Raw genomic sequence first — 18,690 nt, forward strand, 5'->3', positions numbered from 1 at the left:
CAAATTCTATTCCAATATAATACACTAATTGAGGCCCGCTCTCAGGCGGCAACAGCTGTGTAGTCAGTGAGAGTCAAACGAGTCGACTGCGTTTCGGTTCCATCACTCTGTCAGTGGGAGCGCGATGCCGAAGATGAAGACGGCGATCATGCCGACGATGACACCGCCGAACTCCAAAGCTGTGAACGTTGTGTTCAGCAGACCAGTCAGATCGCCAAACAGGAGGTGACCAGCCTCCTCACCGAGGAAGCCTAACACCACCAACAGAGCACCGCCAATGACACCAGTCTTAACCGCACGTGAATAATCAAGGTTTCCGTACCTTCCTGACATGGATATAATTGATGGTCGATAGTTAAAGTAGGTTCCGAATCTACGTACTCAATAGGAGACACTGTTGGACTGTTAGAATCACTTCGGGGAGAACGCCTAAATGAGCTACTCAGTAACATCCTCGCCCGCTGGGTTCACGTCGTTCTGCACCGTCTTCGGCTCGAAGAGGACCATAGCGACCGTGAAACACCGAACCGACTGAAGTATATAGCTGAGATTCGCGATGTGCGCGCCCTATATCAAGACGATCTCCCGGACAATAACATCAGTATCACTAGCCGGGTTAGCAGTCTAACGCCGTACTGACAACCACTGAGTGATTGTTTTGAGTTATACTGTCTGTGTGACTCGTATCAGTTGAACAGTTGGCGCATCATCGGATCCATCTCGATCAGTTGATCGTTCGAGTACCCTAACCCGAACGCTTCTGCTAGTTCCAGATTCTGTGGGAGTGTCAATAGCGTTGGCCTGTAATTTCTCGGTAGAGTAACAAACAGAGTACCCCACAAAATGAATATAGAGCGGGATACCAATCGGGATACCTATCTTCCAGCGTATCAAACAGGGCTTCTAACATTATACGCATCGGTGTCGACTGATCTTGATCCGTTCGACCCAGATGGGCTGGCTCCTCCCCGGTGTCCAACTGGCGGTACTCTAGGTGGCTGGCCTCGCCGGGCTCGGCCTGCTGTGGCGGTATCGATTTACCGGAAGCGACCTCAAGGACTGGCCGCCGAGGTTAGCTGTCGGTCGGTTCATAGCTCTCGGAAGGCTCGGTCGACACCGCATCGTGGACTGTGTCGCTGGGCGGGCTGAGGGGGAGTGATTAGAGTCGGGCGCTGATGGCGACGTCGGTGTCACCACCTGTTGTTATCGTGTATCACGCCAACATGGACAGCAGTGAGACCATCCGTACCGAGCAGGTCACGAGTACGGACGATTTCCGCCTCGGAACCGATGGGTCGGCCATATGGCTACTTGGGTGAGAACGCTGAAATCCGAGATTGTGGCCGAGTAATTACTCCGGCCGTGGTCGGGAGACATACAGCGCAGTGGTGATCGAGAACGGATCATACACCGACTGATGACACTGACAGTACACCTTGTCGGCGGCGTTGTATTTGGGTGCATCGTTGGAGGATTTATACGTCGGCACACAACAGAAGTGGGTACATTTGTTGAGCCACGCCATCACACCCCGATCGGTGCTCGCACTGAGCCATTCGTTATCCTGTGCAGCCTCTTCGATAATTTCTGATCGAATGATCTTCACGGGGAGAGGGTTTTTCGAGTCTTCGGAGCGCCAGACTGCCGCCGCTGGCTTCCCGATGCCGGGGGTCCCGATGCCGACTTCCGACTCCCATTCCTTGTAGTCAGAGAACTCCGAGATGTTGAACCGGTCGCCCTTTGATTTGTCGGACTGCCACTCGTAGCGGGTCCCAGGATCGCTTTTGAAGTAGTTATCGGATTCGTAGGTTGGGACGAGTGCGTTGTTCGATTCCAATCCACAGTACTGAAACCACTCCTGGGAATAGGTGACGCCGCCGAGCTCCTCACGGGCGACCTCAACTTCGACACCTTCGACCGTTTCGGTATCGATCTCGGGCCAGACGCCTTTGATATACCCTTCGTCGTCGATCTCGATCGGGATCTGCGGCATCCCGCGCGGTGCAGGACCAGCAGTGTTTTCGATCACCTTTGCTTCGACCGGGCCACCACCGGCACCGGAGGTGGTCGTCAGCGTGTTCATCGCGACGGCTCCGGTGGCTCCAACACCGGCGAGGGCCGACCCGCCGACGACACCTTTGATGAACCGTCGACGACCAGATTCTGTCGGATATTTTTCGTCGTTGCGACTCATGGTCGAAAATAGAAAGGGACCATTGAAAAGAATGTCGAAGTAGACGGTTTGACCGGGTAGATATTCCTCTGAAAATCCAGTACCAGCAAATCACGTTTCTCAGGTCATAACGCGGCAAGATCGAGGTCATGGGGTCATCTGGTGTCTCCTACATAGGTGTTGTATTACTTATACAGAATGTAGGCGTCACACAAGCTAATACGCCTGATTTCGATGAATTCATCTGTCTCATACTGTGGTTGGCATATGATGAAGAAACAGAAATGCGGTCGACTAGGTTTCAATCTGTTAAAATCAGAGACAGTATAGGAGGGATGTACATATGACATCTGTTACTTTCGTTCTCGTAATCGCACTGGTGGCAGCCCTGTTCATGTCGTTTACTGTTGGCGCAAACAGTAACTCAGCACCCGTGGCACCTGCAGTCGGTGCAGGCGCGCTTTCCGTGCTGAAAGCGGCTCTGTTAGTTGGCGTCGTGGCTGGACTGGGAGCGATTCTTCAGGGTGGCAGTATTTCTGAGACGATCGGGAAGGACCTCGTCACCGGCGTAACGATCACGCCGCTCGCAGCGGCAGCGGCCCTGTTGACCGCGGCGACACTCATCACCATCGGGAACACATATGGATATCCGATACCCTCGGCGTTTACTGTTACCGGGGCGATGATCGGTGCCGGAATGGCCCTCGGCGGGGGGTTCGCCGTCGACGAGTACATCGTTATCCTCGGGTTCTGGTTCGCGATCCCGATTGTGGAGGCCTGTATGGCATACGGACTGGCACGGGGGTTGCGGAGTGATGCCATTCCCAAACTCGTTGGTGTTCCGATTCTCGGAGGGGCAGTCGGGTATGCACTTGCCAATATCCAGCTGACGATCATCCCCACTGCCAGCGGCGCTCAGGGCTCGATCGCTCGGTATATTGCCACGACGTACCAGCTGCTCCCGACAGTTATCAGCGGCTCTTACACGGGAGGGATGGTTATAGTGAGCGTGATCTGTGGCCTCGCCGCACTGGTCGGAACTCGTCTGTTACTTCAGCGAGATAAAACCGTGGGAATCAACCAGTTCCTCATCATTCTGGGACTGATCGTCGTATTCACGAGCGGTGGCACCCAGGTCGGGCTCGCAACCGGGCCGCTTGAATCGATCTTCGAGTCTAATCTCGAACTGTCGTCGTTGTATTTACTGGCACTCGGCGGCGGCGGCATTCTCCTTGGTGCATGGATACGGGGCCCACGGCTCGTGCAGGCTGTCTCGAACGAGTATGCTTCACTCGGGCCGCGGCGGTCGATTGCGGCCCTTATTCCCGCATTTTTGATCGCACAGCTCGCCATCGTACTCGGGATTCCAATCTCGTTCAACAAGGTGATGATCGCAAGTATCGTCGGGAGTGGTCTCGCTGCCAGTCCCGGGAGCGGCAGCGGTGTCTCACCACGGAAAGTCGGTATCACGATCGGGTCGTGGGTTGGCTCGATGGTCGGGGCAGGTGTCATCAGCTACGGGCTCTACCAGCTGTTGAATGTCGTTCCCGGCATTGGATAGTCATACGGTTTACTGTAGACGGTTACCGCTCGATCGCCGCCCTGTCAGGCGATCGAGACGGCAACTTCCTACAGTAGACTGTATCAGGAGATGATCTGGTCGATGATTTCTTCTTCGGCTGCCTGCGTTTTCATTGTTTCCCACGTCTCGAACTCAGTCGTGGTAGCGATGTAGTCGTTGAGTGGGTCGCGAGAGATGGCCTGTAGGTCGCCGATATCATCAACTGGCCATGGACTCTCCGTACAGAATGCGGAAAACGAGTCGAACTCGGTGTGGTCGCGCATGAACGGTTGTGAGAAGAACGTGTCCGATGTGACTCGGGTCCCCGCTTGCAGTTCATCGATTCGAGTGAGCGCAGTCTCAACCTTCTCTTCAAGATCCTCCAGCCCGGCAACCTGAAGATCCATACTACCAATGACGTCTGGAAGGCAGAAAAGGCTACGACCACTGAGTGTAGAGTTCCCGTCGTGCGATTGGTGATCGCCAGCCCACAGGGCAACGTCGGTCGCTCAAGGGCAGGTACTGGCACCTCGATGAACCCGCTTGCCGAGGGAATGTCGTCCTAAATATATGGTCGGTCGACTGGAGATCACTCCGGTTGGTCTTTTTCCCCTCCCTCATCTACGAACTGACTCCTGAGAGCGGTCATCGCTCCGGTCAGATTTTCTTTGCGACCTCGTCGACGACGTCGGTATCGACAAACGCGATCACCCGGTCACCGGTCTGGATAATCGTGCCGCCACGAGGTGTTCGAAGCGTACCACCCCGACTATCGCGCCAATGACGAACTCGGATGGGAGATGGCGAGCCACGTCCATGAGTGAATCACCCGCAAGGATACTGTCACGGTCGACGACGATTTCGAGGACTTCTGCGGCATCGTGTTCGATGACAGAGACACTCTCGGCCCGTTGATGGTACACCTGTTGGAGGATCTCTCCTGTGATGATGTCCTGTGGATGGAATATCAGATCCAGTTCACTTTCCTCGAAGATGTCGATGACTTCCGGCTGGTCCACGACAGCGGCAGTTTGCGCGCTCCCAAACTCACCGGCAAACTGGCCAATCAGATAGTTCGTGTCGTCGCTTTCCATCGCACCGATGACGAAATCGGCCGTCGAGAGATTGTCGAGGCCGAATGTCTCGATATCGCTTGGATCAGCTTCGATAACGGTCGTCGACTCCAGGTGATCCCGAAGCCACGCTGCGCGCTCGGAGTCCGACTCGACGATCCGCGTCGACAGCTCACGGTCCTCTATAAGTCGGGCTATCTGGTAGCCGACGGCAGTGCCACCGATAATGAGGAGTTCGTCATCCGGTGTCGGGGCTGGACGGTCCGAGACCTCGGCTGCAAACCGTGAAATACCGCTGTGACTCCCGATCACGATGACCGAGTCACCTGCCCGAAAAACTGTCTCCCCCTTCGGGATGAGAACGTCTCCATCGCGGACGATTCCCGCAAACGTCAGCGAGGGGTGTTGGTCTGCCTCGGCAACCGTCCGGTTCGTGATCGGTGTCGACTCGTCAATGGGGAACTCTGCGACCTCGGCGATACCCTCGCCAAACGTATCGAAAGCTTTGGCTCCCGGCAGTGCAACCGTCCGGACAAGGATCTGGGCAGCCAACAGATCGACACAGAGCATCGTGTCGACGCCAAATTGCTTTTCGGACTGTTCCCAGACACGGAACAGCCCGACGTCTTTGACACGGGCAATCGTGTGGGTTTCTTGAGAGTTTTTGACAGCAGTACAGACCATCAGATTGGTCGCATCGTCGTCGGTCGTTGCAATAACGAGTGCTGCGGTTTCGAGTCCGGAGTCTCGAAGCACAGGCAGTGATCGACCGTCACCGACGACCCCAGTCACATCAACCTCTGTGGTGAGGGTATCGATCCGGTCTGCATCACGGTCAATGACCGTGAGGTTGTGAGAGTCCGACAGGTTTCGAGCGATGTTTGAGCCGACATCTCCGGCTCCGATAATGAGAGTCTCCATAGCCTATAATAGAATGCAAATTAGTATTATATTTCTTTTGCTCCCTTTGACCTCCTCCCACCCCTTCAGGGGTGGGCTTTCGCCTCGCTACCGCTGTAATCGCCACAGGGATGACGTACAAGTGCTTTGTGTATCCCGAATTCCCGGTTAGCTCTCCCCCGATTCAGGAGTATCCTGTTCGGTCGGAGCTTTGTGGTGCTGGGATACTGAGAGAAATAACAACCACTAAGCTATTGTTACAGCGCGCTGTGACAGCTGCTCCACGTTAGTTGAATAGTTGGCGCATCATCGGATGCATTTCCATCAGTTGTTCTTCAGCTATTTCTTCGTACAGTTTGTACGTGATACTCACCGTGAGCAGTAATGAGGTGCCGGAGACACCGCCGATAGTTCCGAGCATATTAGCGAGCACCGCGAGCAGTCCGACGAGGGCTCCGCCAAGTACTGCGACTTGTGGAATGTATCGTTCAAGAACCTTCTCGACTACTTGTGGGTTCTGACGGAAGCCAGGAATCTGCATGCCGGAACCAAGTATCTGGTTCGCAGTCGCCTCCGGACCCATATCGGCGGTCTCGACCCAGAAGATCGAGAATATCGCCCCGCCGATAAGCATAATTGCCAGATCTATCGAAACGCGAAGCATGATCTGCCACGGTTCGTGACCACCAACACCACCGGCCCACCACATCCACTGACTCGGGGTTTGGATCGGATTAACGTAGTAGAACAGCCCGTCGATGACCTGTCCATTCGAGTTGTACTCTCCAAGCCACATCGGCATCGTCTCGCCCAGTTGGCTCGACAGAATGCGTCCAATAAACTGGATATTTGACTGAATCGCTCGGACAAAGATCATCGGCATCACGCTTGCGTAGATGAGTTTCACCGGGAACCGCCCGCGGCCACCCTTCACCCGACTGTGTGAAAGCGGGATCTCGACCCGGACGCTCTCCGCATAGACGACGATAGCGAAGATGAGTAGTGTCGTGAACAACGGAAGCAAGCTTCCGCCACCGAACAGCAGTGATTGGATCCACGTCATTGATAACGGAGCCCCAAGCGGAATATCTCCGAGAATGATCTTAACCCAGAAAGTGAGAATGCCGTTTTGTTGGCCCGCCAGGCCCGGCACCGCGACGAGGCCACCGACGAGTTTCTGACTGACACCGGCGACGATGAACAGGCCGACGCCGCTGCCGACACCCCATTTGCTGATTATCTCGTCCATGAAGAGGATCAGCACCCCGCCGACGGCGATCTGTGCGAAGATGAGCCACTTAACTGCCACGAGGGGAACGCCAAGTGCCTGTGCGACCTGCGGATTCGCTGGGAGGAACCCACCGGCAAACACCATCGGAAGACCGGTGAGGAAGATCATCAGCACAACCAAGAGCTTCTGGAGTCCCTGATAGAGGATTTGGTCACGTGGGTCCGAGGTGTCGAGTCCCAAGAGGTTCGCCCCGCTGAGCAGTTGGAGGACGATGCTCGCGGTCACGATGGGACCGATCCCGAGATGCAACAGGGTGCCCTGACCGCCCGCGAGGATCGACCGGAACTGACCGAAAACGTCACTCCCCTGGTTCGCGCCGAAAAGGTAGACGTTCGAAAGGAAGAAATACAGCAGCAAGGTTCCGGCGGTCCATGCGAGTTTACGCCGGAACGACACGTGCTTGTCAGGGCGCGCGACGACCGGCATCCGTGTGAGGATCGGCTCGGCAGCCGTCTTCCAGCTCACGGACCCACCTCCAAGGAGCGCGCTGGTCGGCAACAGTGCAGGTCGACGAACCGGCTGACTGCGACAGTAGTGTACATGCTTTGGGTCAGAGCCACTGCTCAGGCTGCGTCGCTGCGGTCGACACGAAGCGGCCGCTATCGACCCGGTAAGACGAGTCGTTCGGCTCCGTATCGCCGACCGTCGAGACAGCCGAGTAGGCTTCGCGTGAAAGTTCAGCACCGGGAGCAAAAAACACTACTGATTCGAATACTGGAGCATCTCCTCGGGCGGCACTGCATCGACGACTCGAAGCGGGTGGCGGCGGCCTGCCCGGTCGAACACCGACACGGAGTCCGTCTCCCACGGCGGCACCGCCACAAACACGACTTCACTCAGGTCATCACGTTTGGTGAGCTGCGGCCCGGACTGCGGATGGGTCAAGAACCGCCCATGGGTACGCCCGGCGGGGACGTGGAGGTCGACGCCGAAGACGCTGCCGACGGCGTTCGGCTCACGCGGGAGATACAGATGGGTAAACACCGGCATCGAACTGGCAGCATCCACCGGGGCGTTGAGTCGGTCTGCGGGGGTGGTCGCCAGTCGCATCGAGAGTGTCTCGGGCTCGGCCTCCGCAGCGTACTCGAGCAGCGCATCTAAAAGCGGCCGCGTGACGAACACTGGCCACCGCGTGTCGGTTCCGACCGGTGTGTGGTCTATCGCCTCGGTCGCCGACGACGAGCCGGGAGCGATGCGGTCGCCGAGGACGGCCCCGGCGACCGCACCCATGCCGAGGAGTTCGAGATCCAGATCGATCCCCACACCCAGCCCCGACAGCGGTATCTCCGGGAGCAGATCCAAGACGATTCCCACTGTGCCGAACCCAACGATGAGCACTCCGAGAACGAAGACGGCAGCCCATCGAGTCGACTCGAACCGGTTGCTGACAGCGTACATACTGCCGCCTTCACCGCGAGGGTGTTATGTGTTCCTTTTCGAACTGACTTCCGCGGAACGAGCCGTCGACACTCCCGTGAAAGGAGCCGCTGTCGACGATGCACCCAAGCCCGCGATGGGACACCCAAGTCGGCGCGGGGGCATCGTAGTCGACTGGGTGGGGGAGAAACGAAAATCTAACAATCACTTAGTGGTTGTTACAAAGAGGATCGGGGGGACGATATCGGCGGTCACGGCACCGTGAACCACCGGATCAGAGGATACCCTTAAGAGCCCGTGACTCATGAATATGGCAAGAACAATGGGTTGCAAAGTCGACCGTCTCACGGACCGCTACGAACTCACCCCGCCTCGCTCCGAGGACGACTCTATCCACGCGTATCTGCAACGACGCTGGACGGGGGTCGACGGACGGGAGCCGGAGGGATACAAATCGCTCACCCAGTGGTTCAACAAGCGACTGCTCGCCCGGATCTACGAGACCCACGGCCGCGATACGGTGGCGGCCCATCTCGACACCGAGTACGAACTCATCACGGGCGACGACACAGTCGACCGCGACGAGCTCGCAGCAGATCTCACGACCGACGGGTTGGAGATCGATGAGCTCGCTGGCGAACTCATCTCGTGGAGTACGATGCGACACCACCTCAAGGGGTGTCTCGACGCCGAAAAGGAGGTCCCATCGGCTTCGACAGACTGGGAGCAGAACACCGTATCGAGGGCGAAACAGCAGACCGCAGCGAAGGCCCAGTCGGTGCTTTCGTCGCTCACCTCGAAGGATCGACTCCCGGATGCCGACCGAGCCGAGGTCGACGTGCAGGTCAAACTGGGCTGTCCGGACTGCTCGGTCCGCGTCCCCTTCGAGGACGCGGTCGAACGGGGCTACGTCTGCGAAACTCACTTCGAGGAACGCACCGAGTCCGTCACCGACCGGCTCCGGACGAAGCTGTCGGCGCTCACCGTCCCCGTTCCGGTCGTCGAAGCAGCCCAAACGCTCTTGCTCGAAGATCCGTATCTCTTCGAGGCAGCACTGGCAGGTGTCTAGTCGTGAGCTGGCATCTAAGCTTAGAGAACATCGCCGGGATACAGTCGGCTGCGGCCACCCTCGAACCGGGTGTCAACGCGGTTCGGGCGAGCAACTGGCAGGGCAAATCGAGTTTTCTCGCGGGGATCGAAACCGTCTTCGGAACGGCAACGCCGCTCACCGAGGGCCGTGAGACGGGACGAGCAACCATCGAGACCGACGACCGAGCGGTGGCCGTCGAACTCGACCGAACCGACGGTGTCGTGCGGTCGACGGGCGAGCCCCTTCTCGCCGACGAGTACGACCGCGTGTGTGCAGCCCTCTTTGCGTTTCTCGGCGAGGACAACGAAATCCGGCAGGCGGTTCAGCAGGGTGAGGACCTCGAAGCACTGCTGACCCGCCCGCTCGACTTCGAGGATATCGAATCTCGGATCGCGTCCCTCCGTCGGGAACGCGACCGGATCGAACGGGAACTCGAAGCGGCGACCACAGCAGCCGACCGCCTCCCACAGCGGCAGGAACGGGTTACCAGCCTCGAATCCGAGCTCGACGAGTTGCGGGCCGAACGGTCGACGCTCGATACCGACGAGACGGCCGCCGAAGAGACGCAGCGAGAGGCGTTGAGCGACCTTCAGGCCGAACGGGACCGGGTGACGACGCGCATCGAGCGGCTGGAATCGACGGTCGACCGGGTCCAAAACCGGCTTACGGACCGGCGGCACGACCTCGAAGAACTCACCGTTCCGGATCACGACGATGTCACAGCTGAACTGGAATCGCTCCGCGATGATCTCCGAGAGATCGAACGCGACAGGGAACTCTTACAGTCGGTGTTTGAGGCGAACAGACGTATCGTCGACGAGGAACGGACGGAGCTCCTGACGGAGGTCTCCCACGACATGCTGTCGGACACGTTGGCATGTTGGGTCTGTGGCCAAGAGGCGACACGGGATACTATCGAGGTGCAACTCGACGCCCTCGATAGCCGGATCTCGGAACTGGGTGCCACTGCCAGAGCCCAACGTGAGCGCGTCGACACACTCGAAGCCAAACGTGACGAGGCTACCCAAGCCGAACGTCGAACGGCCGATCTCGAAAGCGAGATTGCCGACCTCGAAGCCAAACTCGCCGAAACCGAACAGTCGCTGGCCGAATCGAGGGAGAAACGCGAGGATTTGACCGCCCGGATCGACGACCTCGACGAGGACGTCGCCGCCACCAAGGACCGGCTCACCGAACTCGAAAGTGAGATCAAGTACACCGAAGCCGAGTTGGCCGACGCCCGCGAGGAACTCACGAAGGCCGAACAGCAGGCCGACAGGCGGGAGCCGCTTCGGGAGGACTACGAGTCGCTGTCGGCGGAGATCACCGAGCTTCGAGACCGGAAAGAGACTGTCAAACGCCGGACGCGGGAGGCGTTTTCGGCGGCGATGGACGACCTGCTCGAACGCTTCGAGACCGGCTTCGAGACGGCCAGACTCACCCCTACCTTCGAACTCGTCGTTGCCCGCGAGGGCCGCCAAGCGCCTCTCGATGCGTTGAGTGAGGGCGAGCGTGAGCTACTCGGATTCGTCGCCGCACTCGCTGGCCACGAGGCCTTTGACGTCGGCGAACGTGTCCCCGTCATGCTCCTGGATGAACTCGGCGGGCTCGCCAGCGACAACCTCGAAGTACTGGTCGCGTATCTCGCCGACCGGACGCCGTACCTCGTTTTGACGGCCTACCCCGAACACGCTGACTTCGACGCCAACGAGCTTTCGCCGACCGACTGGCAGGTCATCTCTCGTGACGCGGACCTCCGGGCGTCATAGCCAGTCGACAGGCCAGACAGCTATCAGTTTCCCGATACAGTTTTGTGTTCTGAAAGGTAACCCTGAGATAATGAGCCACTTTACCGACCAGCATCGCAAAGGTGTCGCTGCGTTTACCAAAAGCCTCGAACACAAACGGGTGAGCTGTACTAACTGTGGGTTCGAAGCCCGCGTCCTCCACGACGACTGGAAGACGCACGTCGAAACCGACCCGAAGACGGGACACATCCTCTACAGGCTCACCTGTCCGGACTGTCGGTCGGAGCGCGTAGTCGACATCGACATCTGATCGGGACGGGTCGTGTGAGTGAGCCAGCACGTTTCCGCGGTCGCCCAGCTGCTGCACTGTTCGCCTACGCCTCGGTCTGCGGGACGGCGAGCCCCCCGACGACGAACAGGAGGCCCGCAAGGGCGGCGAGCACGAGCAGCTCCCTCGTGGCAGGGGCCCGGAGGTACGTCACAGCCCGGACCCCCCGAGCGAAGTAGGTCAGCGGTGACAGCGCGACGAGCGGTCGGAACCACGCCGGGAGCAGCTCCGGTGCGACGAACGTCTCCGAGAGGAACACCATCGGGAGCGCGACGGCGTTGCTCGCGGCGACGACCCCGTCTTGGGAGTCGGCGACCCGCCCGAGAACGGCCCCGAGGCCACAGAAGACAACGACCGCGAGAACGACGAACGGTACCACCAGCGGGACGAAGACGGTCGTGGCGTCGGTTAGTACCGACAGGGCCGCGAGGACCACCACGCTCGCCGCGAGGATGATACCGGCGTTGACGACGATGTGCGCCGCGAGCCACTCGAAGCGGTTCAGCGGTGTCGTGGCCAGTTTCTCGAACCGTCGACCGTCGCGGTGGCGGGCGATACTGCTGCCGACCCGTGTCAGCGGCGTAAACAGGACGATCACCGACAGGTAGCCGGGGACGTAGTAGCCCGTCGGGTGGCCGAACAGCCCGCTCCCGGTCGGATCCGCCCCCACGACCGCCCCGAAAATGCCGACCAGGATCAGCGGAAAGCCGAAGGTGAAAAACACCGCCGTCCGGCGGCGGAGGAACGACCGCGAGGCCGCACGGGCCTCGGCACCGATGCGGGCGATGGTGGTCATCGACTAGCCTCCGAGCCCGGGACCGAGTTACCGGCGGTCGCCCGTGGTCCCGGCCGTGCCTTCGAGCCGGTCTCGGCGTCGGTCAGGGAGAGATACACGTCTTCGAGGGTGGGTTCGGTCCACGACAGCGCGTCGTATTCGATGCCACAGTCCGAAAGCGCCCCGAGTACCGATCCGATCTCGGTCGGGTCGACGTCGTGGACGACTACCCCCGTCTCGGTCGCGGCCGCAGCGACCGGCAGCGCCTCGGGATCGGTCGGGGGCTGACCCGCCGTTTCGATCTGGAGTCGGGTCCCACCGCCGTAGTCGTCGACGAGGTCGGTCGGCGTGCCGGTCGTGACGAGCCGCCCGTCGGCGAGCAGGCCGACGCGGTCGACGAGGGTTTCGGCCTCCGCCATGTAGTGGGTAGTCAGGAACACCGTCGTCCCGCTGGCGTCGAGGAAGAGTAGATCTGGATCATTCACGAGCGTGATGCCGACGCAGGCCCGCCGCTGTTGGACGCCCGAGAGGTTCGCATACCGGGTGTCGGCCGCCTCAACGAGCCCGACCTCGCCGAGGATCTCGTCGACGGGACGGGCGTCCTCGTAGAGCCCGGCGTAGTAGTCGAGGAGTTCCCGCGCCGACTGCCGCTTGGGTGGGGTAAATGACTGGGGGAGGAGGCCGATCTGTTCGTCGTCGACGTCGGGTGGCGTCGTCCCGAAGACGCTCACCGAGCCAGTATCCGGCTCGGTCGTCCCCGTCACCGCCCGGACCAGCGTGGTCTTCCCTGCACCGTTGGGGCCGACGAGTCCGAACACGGTCCCCTCGGTGATCGACAACGAGACTTCATCGAGGGCGACGGTGTCTTCGTACTGTTTCGATATACCTTCGGCTGTGACAGCGGCCATCAGCTTCGAGTTACGGAGCGTGTGAAGTAAGCGGTTCGATTCTGCACTGTCACGAGACGAGCGGCGTCACGTCCGTGCTGTCGGCGAGCGCGTTGCATCGCCCGAACAGTGACAATCACTTAGTGGTTGTTAACATCGCTCGGTAGCCACTGGCCGACCGATTGGTGGTGTCCAGAGCCTGACGTCTCGGGACGGTCGTCGAACACGCGCGAACGGAAGCGTTGATAACTAACTAGCCGCTAGCTCCCGTCACGGAATGACAGCCGACCAGCTAGAGGCACTTGTCGACAACCCAGCCACGCGGGAGGCACTCAGGGTCGTCATCGAGCGCACCGACGGTGGGAGCGAGGAAATCCAGTGGGACGACGTAAGCGACGTCCTCTCGAGCGGCCAGTGGGGCCAGTTGATCAGCCAGGAGGTCCTCGTGGGCACGAGCAGTGGATTCGCCCTGGCGAACCCCGACCGTGTCGGCGACATGCTCGCCGACGGGCCCGACGAGACCGATGCCAGCCACGCCAACGACGCCGATGAGGTTCATCCCGATACCATCGAGTCCGAATCGTGGACCCGCTACGACAAGCTGGCCGGTGTCATGTCGCTCGTCTTCATGGCAGGCTACTGGAACCCACAGGTCAGGAACGTCGTTGCATCGATCGACGACGTGTTGCTCGGGCCAGTGACCGACGTCCTGCCGTTCTATGCCGTCATTCTGGGACTGGCGGTGCTCACCGGACTGTACTCCACGGTTCTCCAGGACCGACTGATGGACCACGAGGCCATGGCGGCCTACCGCGAGCGGATGGAGGAACTGAAACAGCGGCGCGAGGCGGCCAAAGAGCGAGGTGACGACGAGGCACTCGAAGCGATTCAGGAAGAACAGATGGAGGCCGCCGGGGACCAGTTGGGGATGTTCAAGCTTCAGTTCCGACCGATGGTCTGGATCATGCTCCTGACGATACCGGTCTTCCTGTGGCTCCGTTGGAAGGTCAGCGGCGGTCACCTCGGCAACACGGCCGGGATGGTCCTCCCGCTGGTGGGATCGGTCGGCTGGCAGGGCACTGTCGGCCCGATGCCGACCTGGATCGTCTGGTACTTCCTCTGTTCGCTGGCGTCCCGACAGATCATCCAGAAGATGTTTGGTATCCAAACCTCCCCGTCTTCAGAGGGGTGACACGTTGACACATCACAATTGATTTACCGAGGCATTGATCCTCTCTACGTGGCACGCCGTAGTTCCAGCGTGCCGTCTCGACGACGGTTGCTCCGCTTGGCCACACTCCACCGTGGGCGCCTGTCGGTGAGGAAACCGTCATCGAGACTTGTTTTCGACCCGACAGCCGAGAACCAGACTTACGAGTGTGGACTCTGTAGGGAGCACAATGACCGACGGCAGCCTCGGAGTGAGCGAGGCCGTTTCGATGGCTCTCGGTGGCATGATCGGCGGCGGGATCTACGCCGTCTTGGGCGTCGTGACGACGATCGCGGGCGGCGCGACCTGGATCGCGTTCGTCATGGCCGGGATCGTCGCTGCCTGTGCGAGCTACTCCTACATCGGCTTGAACCGGCTCGTCGCCGACGCCGACGGCACCGGCGGCGGTGGCTCGGTGACGTTCGTCCAGTCGTTTACGGGGAACTCCGATCTCGCAGGGATGGTCGGCTGGACGCTGTTGGTTGGCTACATCGGGTCGATGGCGATGTACGCCTTCGCCTTCGGTGAGTTCGCCGTCGCACTCCCGCTGCTCCCGGCGTCCGCCGCGGGGGTTCCGCTCCGCCCGGTAATCTCCGTGGGCGCGGTCGCTGGCTTCGTCGGGCTGAACCTCCTGGGGGCACGCGCGACCGGGTCCGTCGAAACCCTGCTGGTCGGCGCGAAAGTCCTGGTACTGGTCGCCTTCGGTGTCGGTGGCGTGCTCTATGCGCTGGTAACACCCTCGATTAGCGTCGACCTCGGCGGCTCGCAGATCGCCTCGTTCGGTCCCGTTATGGCCGCTGGCGTCTCCTTCGTCGCGTTCCAGGGGTGGCAACTGCTGTTCTACGATCAGGAGAGCATGGCCGATCCCCTCGAAGAGATCCCGAAAGCGATCTACAGCTCGATTCCGGTCGCCGTAGCGATCTACGTCGTGGTGGCCGTTGCGACCTACGCCCTCGCGCCGCAAGCACTACAGGCTAACCCACACACGGCGCTGACCGAGGCGGCCTCGACGGTCGCGGGCGCGGTCGGTTTCGCAACCGCCGGCGGGGTCGTCCTCTCGCTGTCGGCGCTATTCTCGACCGGGAGCGCGATCAACGCGACGCTGTTTTCGGCCGGCTACTTCGCTAAGGGGATGCTATCTGATGATCTACTCCCCGACCGCGTTGGTGATTCCAGTGTCAGTGGCGTGCCGAGCCGGACGCTGCTCATCCTCGGGGCCATCACGGCCGTCTTCAGCGCCTACGGCAGTCTGGAGGCGATCACCTCCTTCGCGTCGCTGTCGTTCATCGTCGTCTTCGGCGCGATGAGCGCCCTGGCGTTCACCCAGCGCGATGCCGAGCCACTCACCGGGCTTTGGCCCGCCATCGGCACCGTTGGTACAAGCGGCTTTTTCGTCCTGCTGTTGTACCACCTCTTTCGCGCCGAGCGGGGCACCTTCTACGCGGTCGTGCTCATCGCCGTCGCGGTCGTCCTCGTCGAACTCCTCTACTTCGAGCGGGCCGTGATCGAAGAAGAGATCCCCTACATCGCGGTCGGCGACCGGGCAGATTGAGCTCTGACAGCAATCGAGACACATCGTCGGATCATCCACTCTCCTCGTCGACAGCGGTTCCGGAACGGTCAGGTCCGCTGGTTTCGGAACCAGCGGGTGAGCCGGGAAGTGATACCCACGTACCGTTTGGCCATGATCACCGTTCCGTCGACCTGTGTGCCGATGGCTTCCGGGACTGAGCCGAAGACGAGTTGCTGCAAGAGTCCCTCGCGGGACGAGCCGACGACCGTCACATCGTGGGCGGCGGCCCGCTCGACGATGGCGTCGACCACCGACTCGGCTTCGATGGTCTGGGTCGTAACTGGAACGTCGTCAAGCACAGCTCCCGTCCGGTCGAGGATGCGTTCGGCAACCGCTGGTTCGGCTTCGCCCGGTGCAGTGACGTAGATCACCTCGACGCTCGCGCCGGTCGACCGCGCGATGGCGTGGGCGACTTCGGCAGCGAACTGGGCGTGTGGTCCGCCAGCCGTCGGTACGAGGATCGACTCGACGTCACCGACGGGGGCCATGCGCTCGACGAGGACATCACAGCGGGCCTCGGTGACGACACGGTCGACGTTGCTGCCGAGGACGTAGTCAGTCCGGCGACTGCGGCCACGCCAGCCCATCAACACGAGGTCAATGTCGTCCTGTGTAACCGTGTTCAGGATTGCGGTCGCCGGGTCGTTACCGATGCGGATTTTGCCACGGACGGGGATGTCATGGTCGCTCTCGTCAGCGAATGCCAGTGCTTGGTCGATGACGTTCCGTTCGGTATCGACGAATTTTCTCCCTTCGGACAGCGGCGTCTGCCGTGGGACCGTAACCACACTCACAACCTCTATTTCGGCGTTCCGTTCGGCGGCAAGATCAAGGGCGGTCCGCATCAACTGCTCGACGCTCTCGGGGTCGGCAATAGGAACGAGTAGCCGCTGGTCGCGGCCCTCGCCCTCTGGCACGCGCTCGGTGGCCACCGTGGGTGTCTCAGCTTCGAGTTTTTCTTCTTCTTTCCGTTCGGAGTAGCCATAATAGACAGCGAGGCCGAGGCCCATCCAGATGATCGTCGTCAGGAGGGCGATAAAGCCGTGGGAGTCCGGCCCGAGGCCGATCTCCATGCCGAGTGCCGACAGCAAAAACGGCGTCAACAGGAACTGGAGGACGATCCCGATCAGAGGCGGCCACGGCATGTAAGGGACCTCGAAGGTCCGGGGTAGGTCGCGATGGGTCTTCCGCATCTTGATGACCGTCCAGTTGACCTGCACGAACAGGAGTATGAACATGATGTCGGCCGAGGCGGCGACGGCTTCGATGGGGAGGACCACCGCCATCGCGGCTATGAGGATCGCCGAGAGGAAGATCGCCCAGTGAGGGGTCCGCTTGTCGGGGTGTATCTTCTCGAAGATCCCCGGCAGTGCCCGGTCCCGTCCCATCGCAAACGAGACCCGCGACGAGGAGTAGACGGTCGCGTTGAGCGCCGACATCGTGGCGGTCAGCCCGGCGATCAACAGCAGCGGTACTCCGTAGGGGACGAACTGACCGGCGGCTTCGATGATCCCCAGCTCACCGAGGTTCCCGAGCAGTTGCCAAGTCGGCGCGTCGGGGGTGAGACCCGCACTCGCTGCGAGCTCCGGGACGACGCTGATCCCGCCGATGGCCGCAAACGAGACCAGGATGTAGATCGGGACGACGATGAGCAACGAGTAGAAGACGGCCTTGGGGATGTTTTCACCTGGATCGACGACCTCCTCACCCGACTGGACGATGATCTCGTAGCCCTCGAAGGCGATGTAGGTAAAGCCCATCGCCCCGATGATCCCGATGGCACCGTTCGGTGCGAACCCCGGATTCGCAACGAATTTTGCTGGCCAGTCGGGCGTGTTGAACGTCGCCAGCAGCCCGAAGGCGACGAACACTCCGAGAATCACGACCTTGATCGCGGTCACGACAACGCCAGCTTTCCCGGTCTCCTCGGCCCCTCGGTAGTTGATGTAGGCGAACAGACTCACCATCAACACGGCGAGGAGCTTCTCGACGAGGAGCCGGTCGACGACCCCCAACAGGAGGAACTCTCGGGGGAGCAGCCCAGCGTACACGATGAATTCGGTCAGGAAAACCCCGAAGGTGACGGCGTACAGCGAACACGCGACCGCGTGGGCAAACCAGCTCATCCAGCCCGCATAAAAGCCGTTGGGGTCGACGAGCGCCTCTTTGACCCAGAGGTAGCCACCACCCGCCTCGGGGAAGGCCGCACCGAGTTCGGCATACGAGACGGCCGTAAACAGCGCCACGAACCCGTTCAGAAGGAACGCGACAGTCAGTGCGGGCCCAGCAAGCCCCGCCGCGAACCCCGTCAACGCAAATACTCCGGCCCCGATCATCGCACCGACACCGATGAACGTGATGTCGAACAGGCTCATGTCCCGCGATAGTTCCGTCTCGACATGGTCATCGGCTACTGTAGATTCTGAACTATTCGAATCTACATGGCTATCGCTCATGATTTCAAAGTTTATGGAACTGAATAACGAAGCTTTCGGTTTGCTGTACTCGTCGTTTTCGTGTCAGGATTAGGTACAATACGCCATATTCGATTAAGACAATATTTCAATCGGGATCGACGGCTGTGTTGAATCGCCATACAGCGTAGGATTTCACTGTTTGACGAAGCGTTTGATGTTATAGACGGCACACATCAGCGCGATTTCGCGGAACTCACGGAACCAGGAACGCGCTCGCACGGCGAAGC

General features: G+C 60.3%; 15 protein-coding genes and 2 pseudogenes. 7 read left to right on the forward strand and 10 right to left on the reverse strand.

Annotation, left to right across the window (positions count from 1 at the left end; genetic code table 11):
* Window positions 1–102: 102 nt before the first annotated feature.
* Window positions 103–333, reverse strand: a complete 231-nt coding sequence (locus NO877_RS18595) for a DUF7860 family protein (RefSeq protein WP_256397801.1) — start codon at window positions 331–333, stop codon at window positions 103–105.
* A 69-nt stretch (window positions 334–402) separates the two neighbouring features.
* Here NO877_RS18595 and NO877_RS18600 point away from each other — a divergent pair.
* Window positions 403–591 (forward strand): annotated as a pseudogene (locus NO877_RS18600) (IS5/IS1182 family transposase); the annotation flags it as partial.
* Window positions 592–1,351: 760 nt separating this feature from the next.
* Here the strand turns inward: NO877_RS18600 and NO877_RS18605 are convergent.
* Window positions 1,352–2,194 carry a ubiquinol-cytochrome c reductase iron-sulfur subunit gene (locus NO877_RS18605; RefSeq protein ID WP_256397802.1) on the reverse strand — a complete coding sequence of 281 codons (843 nt, stop codon included), beginning with the start codon at window positions 2,192–2,194 and terminating at the stop codon, window positions 1,352–1,354.
* Between the two features lie 322 nt (window positions 2,195–2,516).
* Here NO877_RS18605 and NO877_RS18610 point away from each other — a divergent pair, with 322 nt between their 5' ends.
* Window positions 2,517–3,734, forward strand: coding sequence for an inorganic phosphate transporter (locus NO877_RS18610; protein WP_256397803.1), 1,218 nt, complete (start codon window positions 2,517–2,519; stop codon window positions 3,732–3,734).
* 83 nt (window positions 3,735–3,817) lie between these two features.
* On the opposite strand, the gene NO877_RS18615 is transcribed toward NO877_RS18610, so the two are convergent.
* From NO877_RS18615 to NO877_RS18630, 4 genes are all read right to left on the reverse strand, one after another.
* Window positions 3,818–4,141, reverse strand: a complete 324-nt coding sequence (locus NO877_RS18615) for a hypothetical protein (RefSeq protein ID WP_256397804.1) — start codon at window positions 4,139–4,141, stop codon at window positions 3,818–3,820.
* 300 nt (window positions 4,142–4,441) lie between these two features.
* On the reverse strand, window positions 4,442–5,728 hold the full coding sequence (trkA, locus tag NO877_RS18620) for a Trk system potassium transporter TrkA (RefSeq protein WP_256397805.1): 1,287 nt from the start codon (window positions 5,726–5,728) through the stop codon (window positions 4,442–4,444).
* Between the two features lie 265 nt (window positions 5,729–5,993).
* Entirely contained in the window at window positions 5,994–7,463 is a 1,470-nt protein-coding gene (gene secY / locus NO877_RS18625; protein ID WP_256397806.1) for a preprotein translocase subunit SecY, read from the reverse strand.
* Window positions 7,464–7,697: 234 nt separating this feature from the next.
* Window positions 7,698–8,396 carry a JAB/MPN domain protein-containing protein gene (locus NO877_RS18630; RefSeq protein WP_256397807.1) on the reverse strand — a complete coding sequence of 233 codons (699 nt, stop codon included), beginning with the start codon at window positions 8,394–8,396 and terminating at the stop codon, window positions 7,698–7,700.
* A 301-nt stretch (window positions 8,397–8,697) separates the two neighbouring features.
* Here NO877_RS18630 and rdfA point away from each other — a divergent pair, with 301 nt between their 5' ends.
* From rdfA to NO877_RS18645, 3 genes are all read left to right on the forward strand, one after another.
* Window positions 8,698–9,444 carry a rod-determining factor RdfA gene (gene rdfA, locus NO877_RS18635; protein ID WP_256397808.1) on the forward strand — a complete coding sequence of 249 codons (747 nt, stop codon included), beginning with the start codon at window positions 8,698–8,700 and terminating at the stop codon, window positions 9,442–9,444.
* Between the two features lie 2 nt (window positions 9,445–9,446).
* Window positions 9,447–11,234 (forward strand): archaea-specific SMC-related protein, encoded by a 1,788-nt coding sequence (locus NO877_RS18640; RefSeq protein WP_256397809.1) that lies wholly within the window; start codon window positions 9,447–9,449, stop codon window positions 11,232–11,234.
* Between the two features lie 70 nt (window positions 11,235–11,304).
* The gene (locus tag NO877_RS18645) at window positions 11,305–11,523 is read left to right on the forward strand and encodes a hypothetical protein (RefSeq protein ID WP_256397810.1); all 219 of its coding nucleotides are present in this window, start codon (window positions 11,305–11,307) and stop codon (window positions 11,521–11,523) included.
* 64 nt (window positions 11,524–11,587) lie between these two features.
* Here the strand turns inward: NO877_RS18645 and NO877_RS18650 are convergent, their stop codons facing one another.
* Together NO877_RS18650 and NO877_RS18655 are read right to left on the reverse strand one after the other, a co-directional pair.
* Window positions 11,588–12,337 (reverse strand): ABC transporter permease, encoded by a 750-nt coding sequence (locus NO877_RS18650; RefSeq protein WP_256397811.1) that lies wholly within the window; start codon window positions 12,335–12,337, stop codon window positions 11,588–11,590.
* Window positions 12,334–13,227, reverse strand: coding sequence for an ABC transporter ATP-binding protein (locus NO877_RS18655; protein WP_256397816.1), 894 nt, complete (start codon window positions 13,225–13,227; stop codon window positions 12,334–12,336). Before NO877_RS18655 ends, NO877_RS18650 begins: the two co-directional genes overlap by 4 nt.
* 253 nt (window positions 13,228–13,480) lie before the next feature.
* Here NO877_RS18655 and NO877_RS18660 point away from each other — a divergent pair, with 253 nt between their 5' ends.
* Both NO877_RS18660 and NO877_RS18665 read left to right on the forward strand, forming a co-directional pair.
* Window positions 13,481–14,395 carry a DUF106 domain-containing protein gene (locus tag NO877_RS18660; RefSeq protein ID WP_256397812.1) on the forward strand — a complete coding sequence of 305 codons (915 nt, stop codon included), beginning with the start codon at window positions 13,481–13,483 and terminating at the stop codon, window positions 14,393–14,395.
* Between the two features lie 208 nt (window positions 14,396–14,603).
* Entirely contained in the window at window positions 14,604–15,965 is a 1,362-nt protein-coding gene (locus NO877_RS18665) for an APC family permease (RefSeq protein WP_256397813.1), read from the forward strand.
* A 68-nt stretch (window positions 15,966–16,033) separates the two neighbouring features.
* Here NO877_RS18665 and NO877_RS18670 read toward each other — a convergent pair whose 3' ends face one another.
* Both NO877_RS18670 and NO877_RS18675 read right to left on the reverse strand, forming a co-directional pair.
* Window positions 16,034–18,442 carry an amino acid permease gene (locus NO877_RS18670; protein ID WP_379827677.1) on the reverse strand — a complete coding sequence of 803 codons (2,409 nt, stop codon included), beginning with the start codon at window positions 18,440–18,442 and terminating at the stop codon, window positions 16,034–16,036.
* A 153-nt stretch (window positions 18,443–18,595) separates the two neighbouring features.
* A pseudogene (locus NO877_RS18675) lies at window positions 18,596–18,690 on the reverse strand (IS5/IS1182 family transposase); the annotation flags it as partial.

Origin of the sequence: Halohasta litorea (genome assembly GCF_024494645.1) — an archaeon.
Taxonomy (GTDB): Archaea; Halobacteriota; Halobacteria; order Halobacteriales; family Haloferacaceae; genus Halohasta; species Halohasta litorea.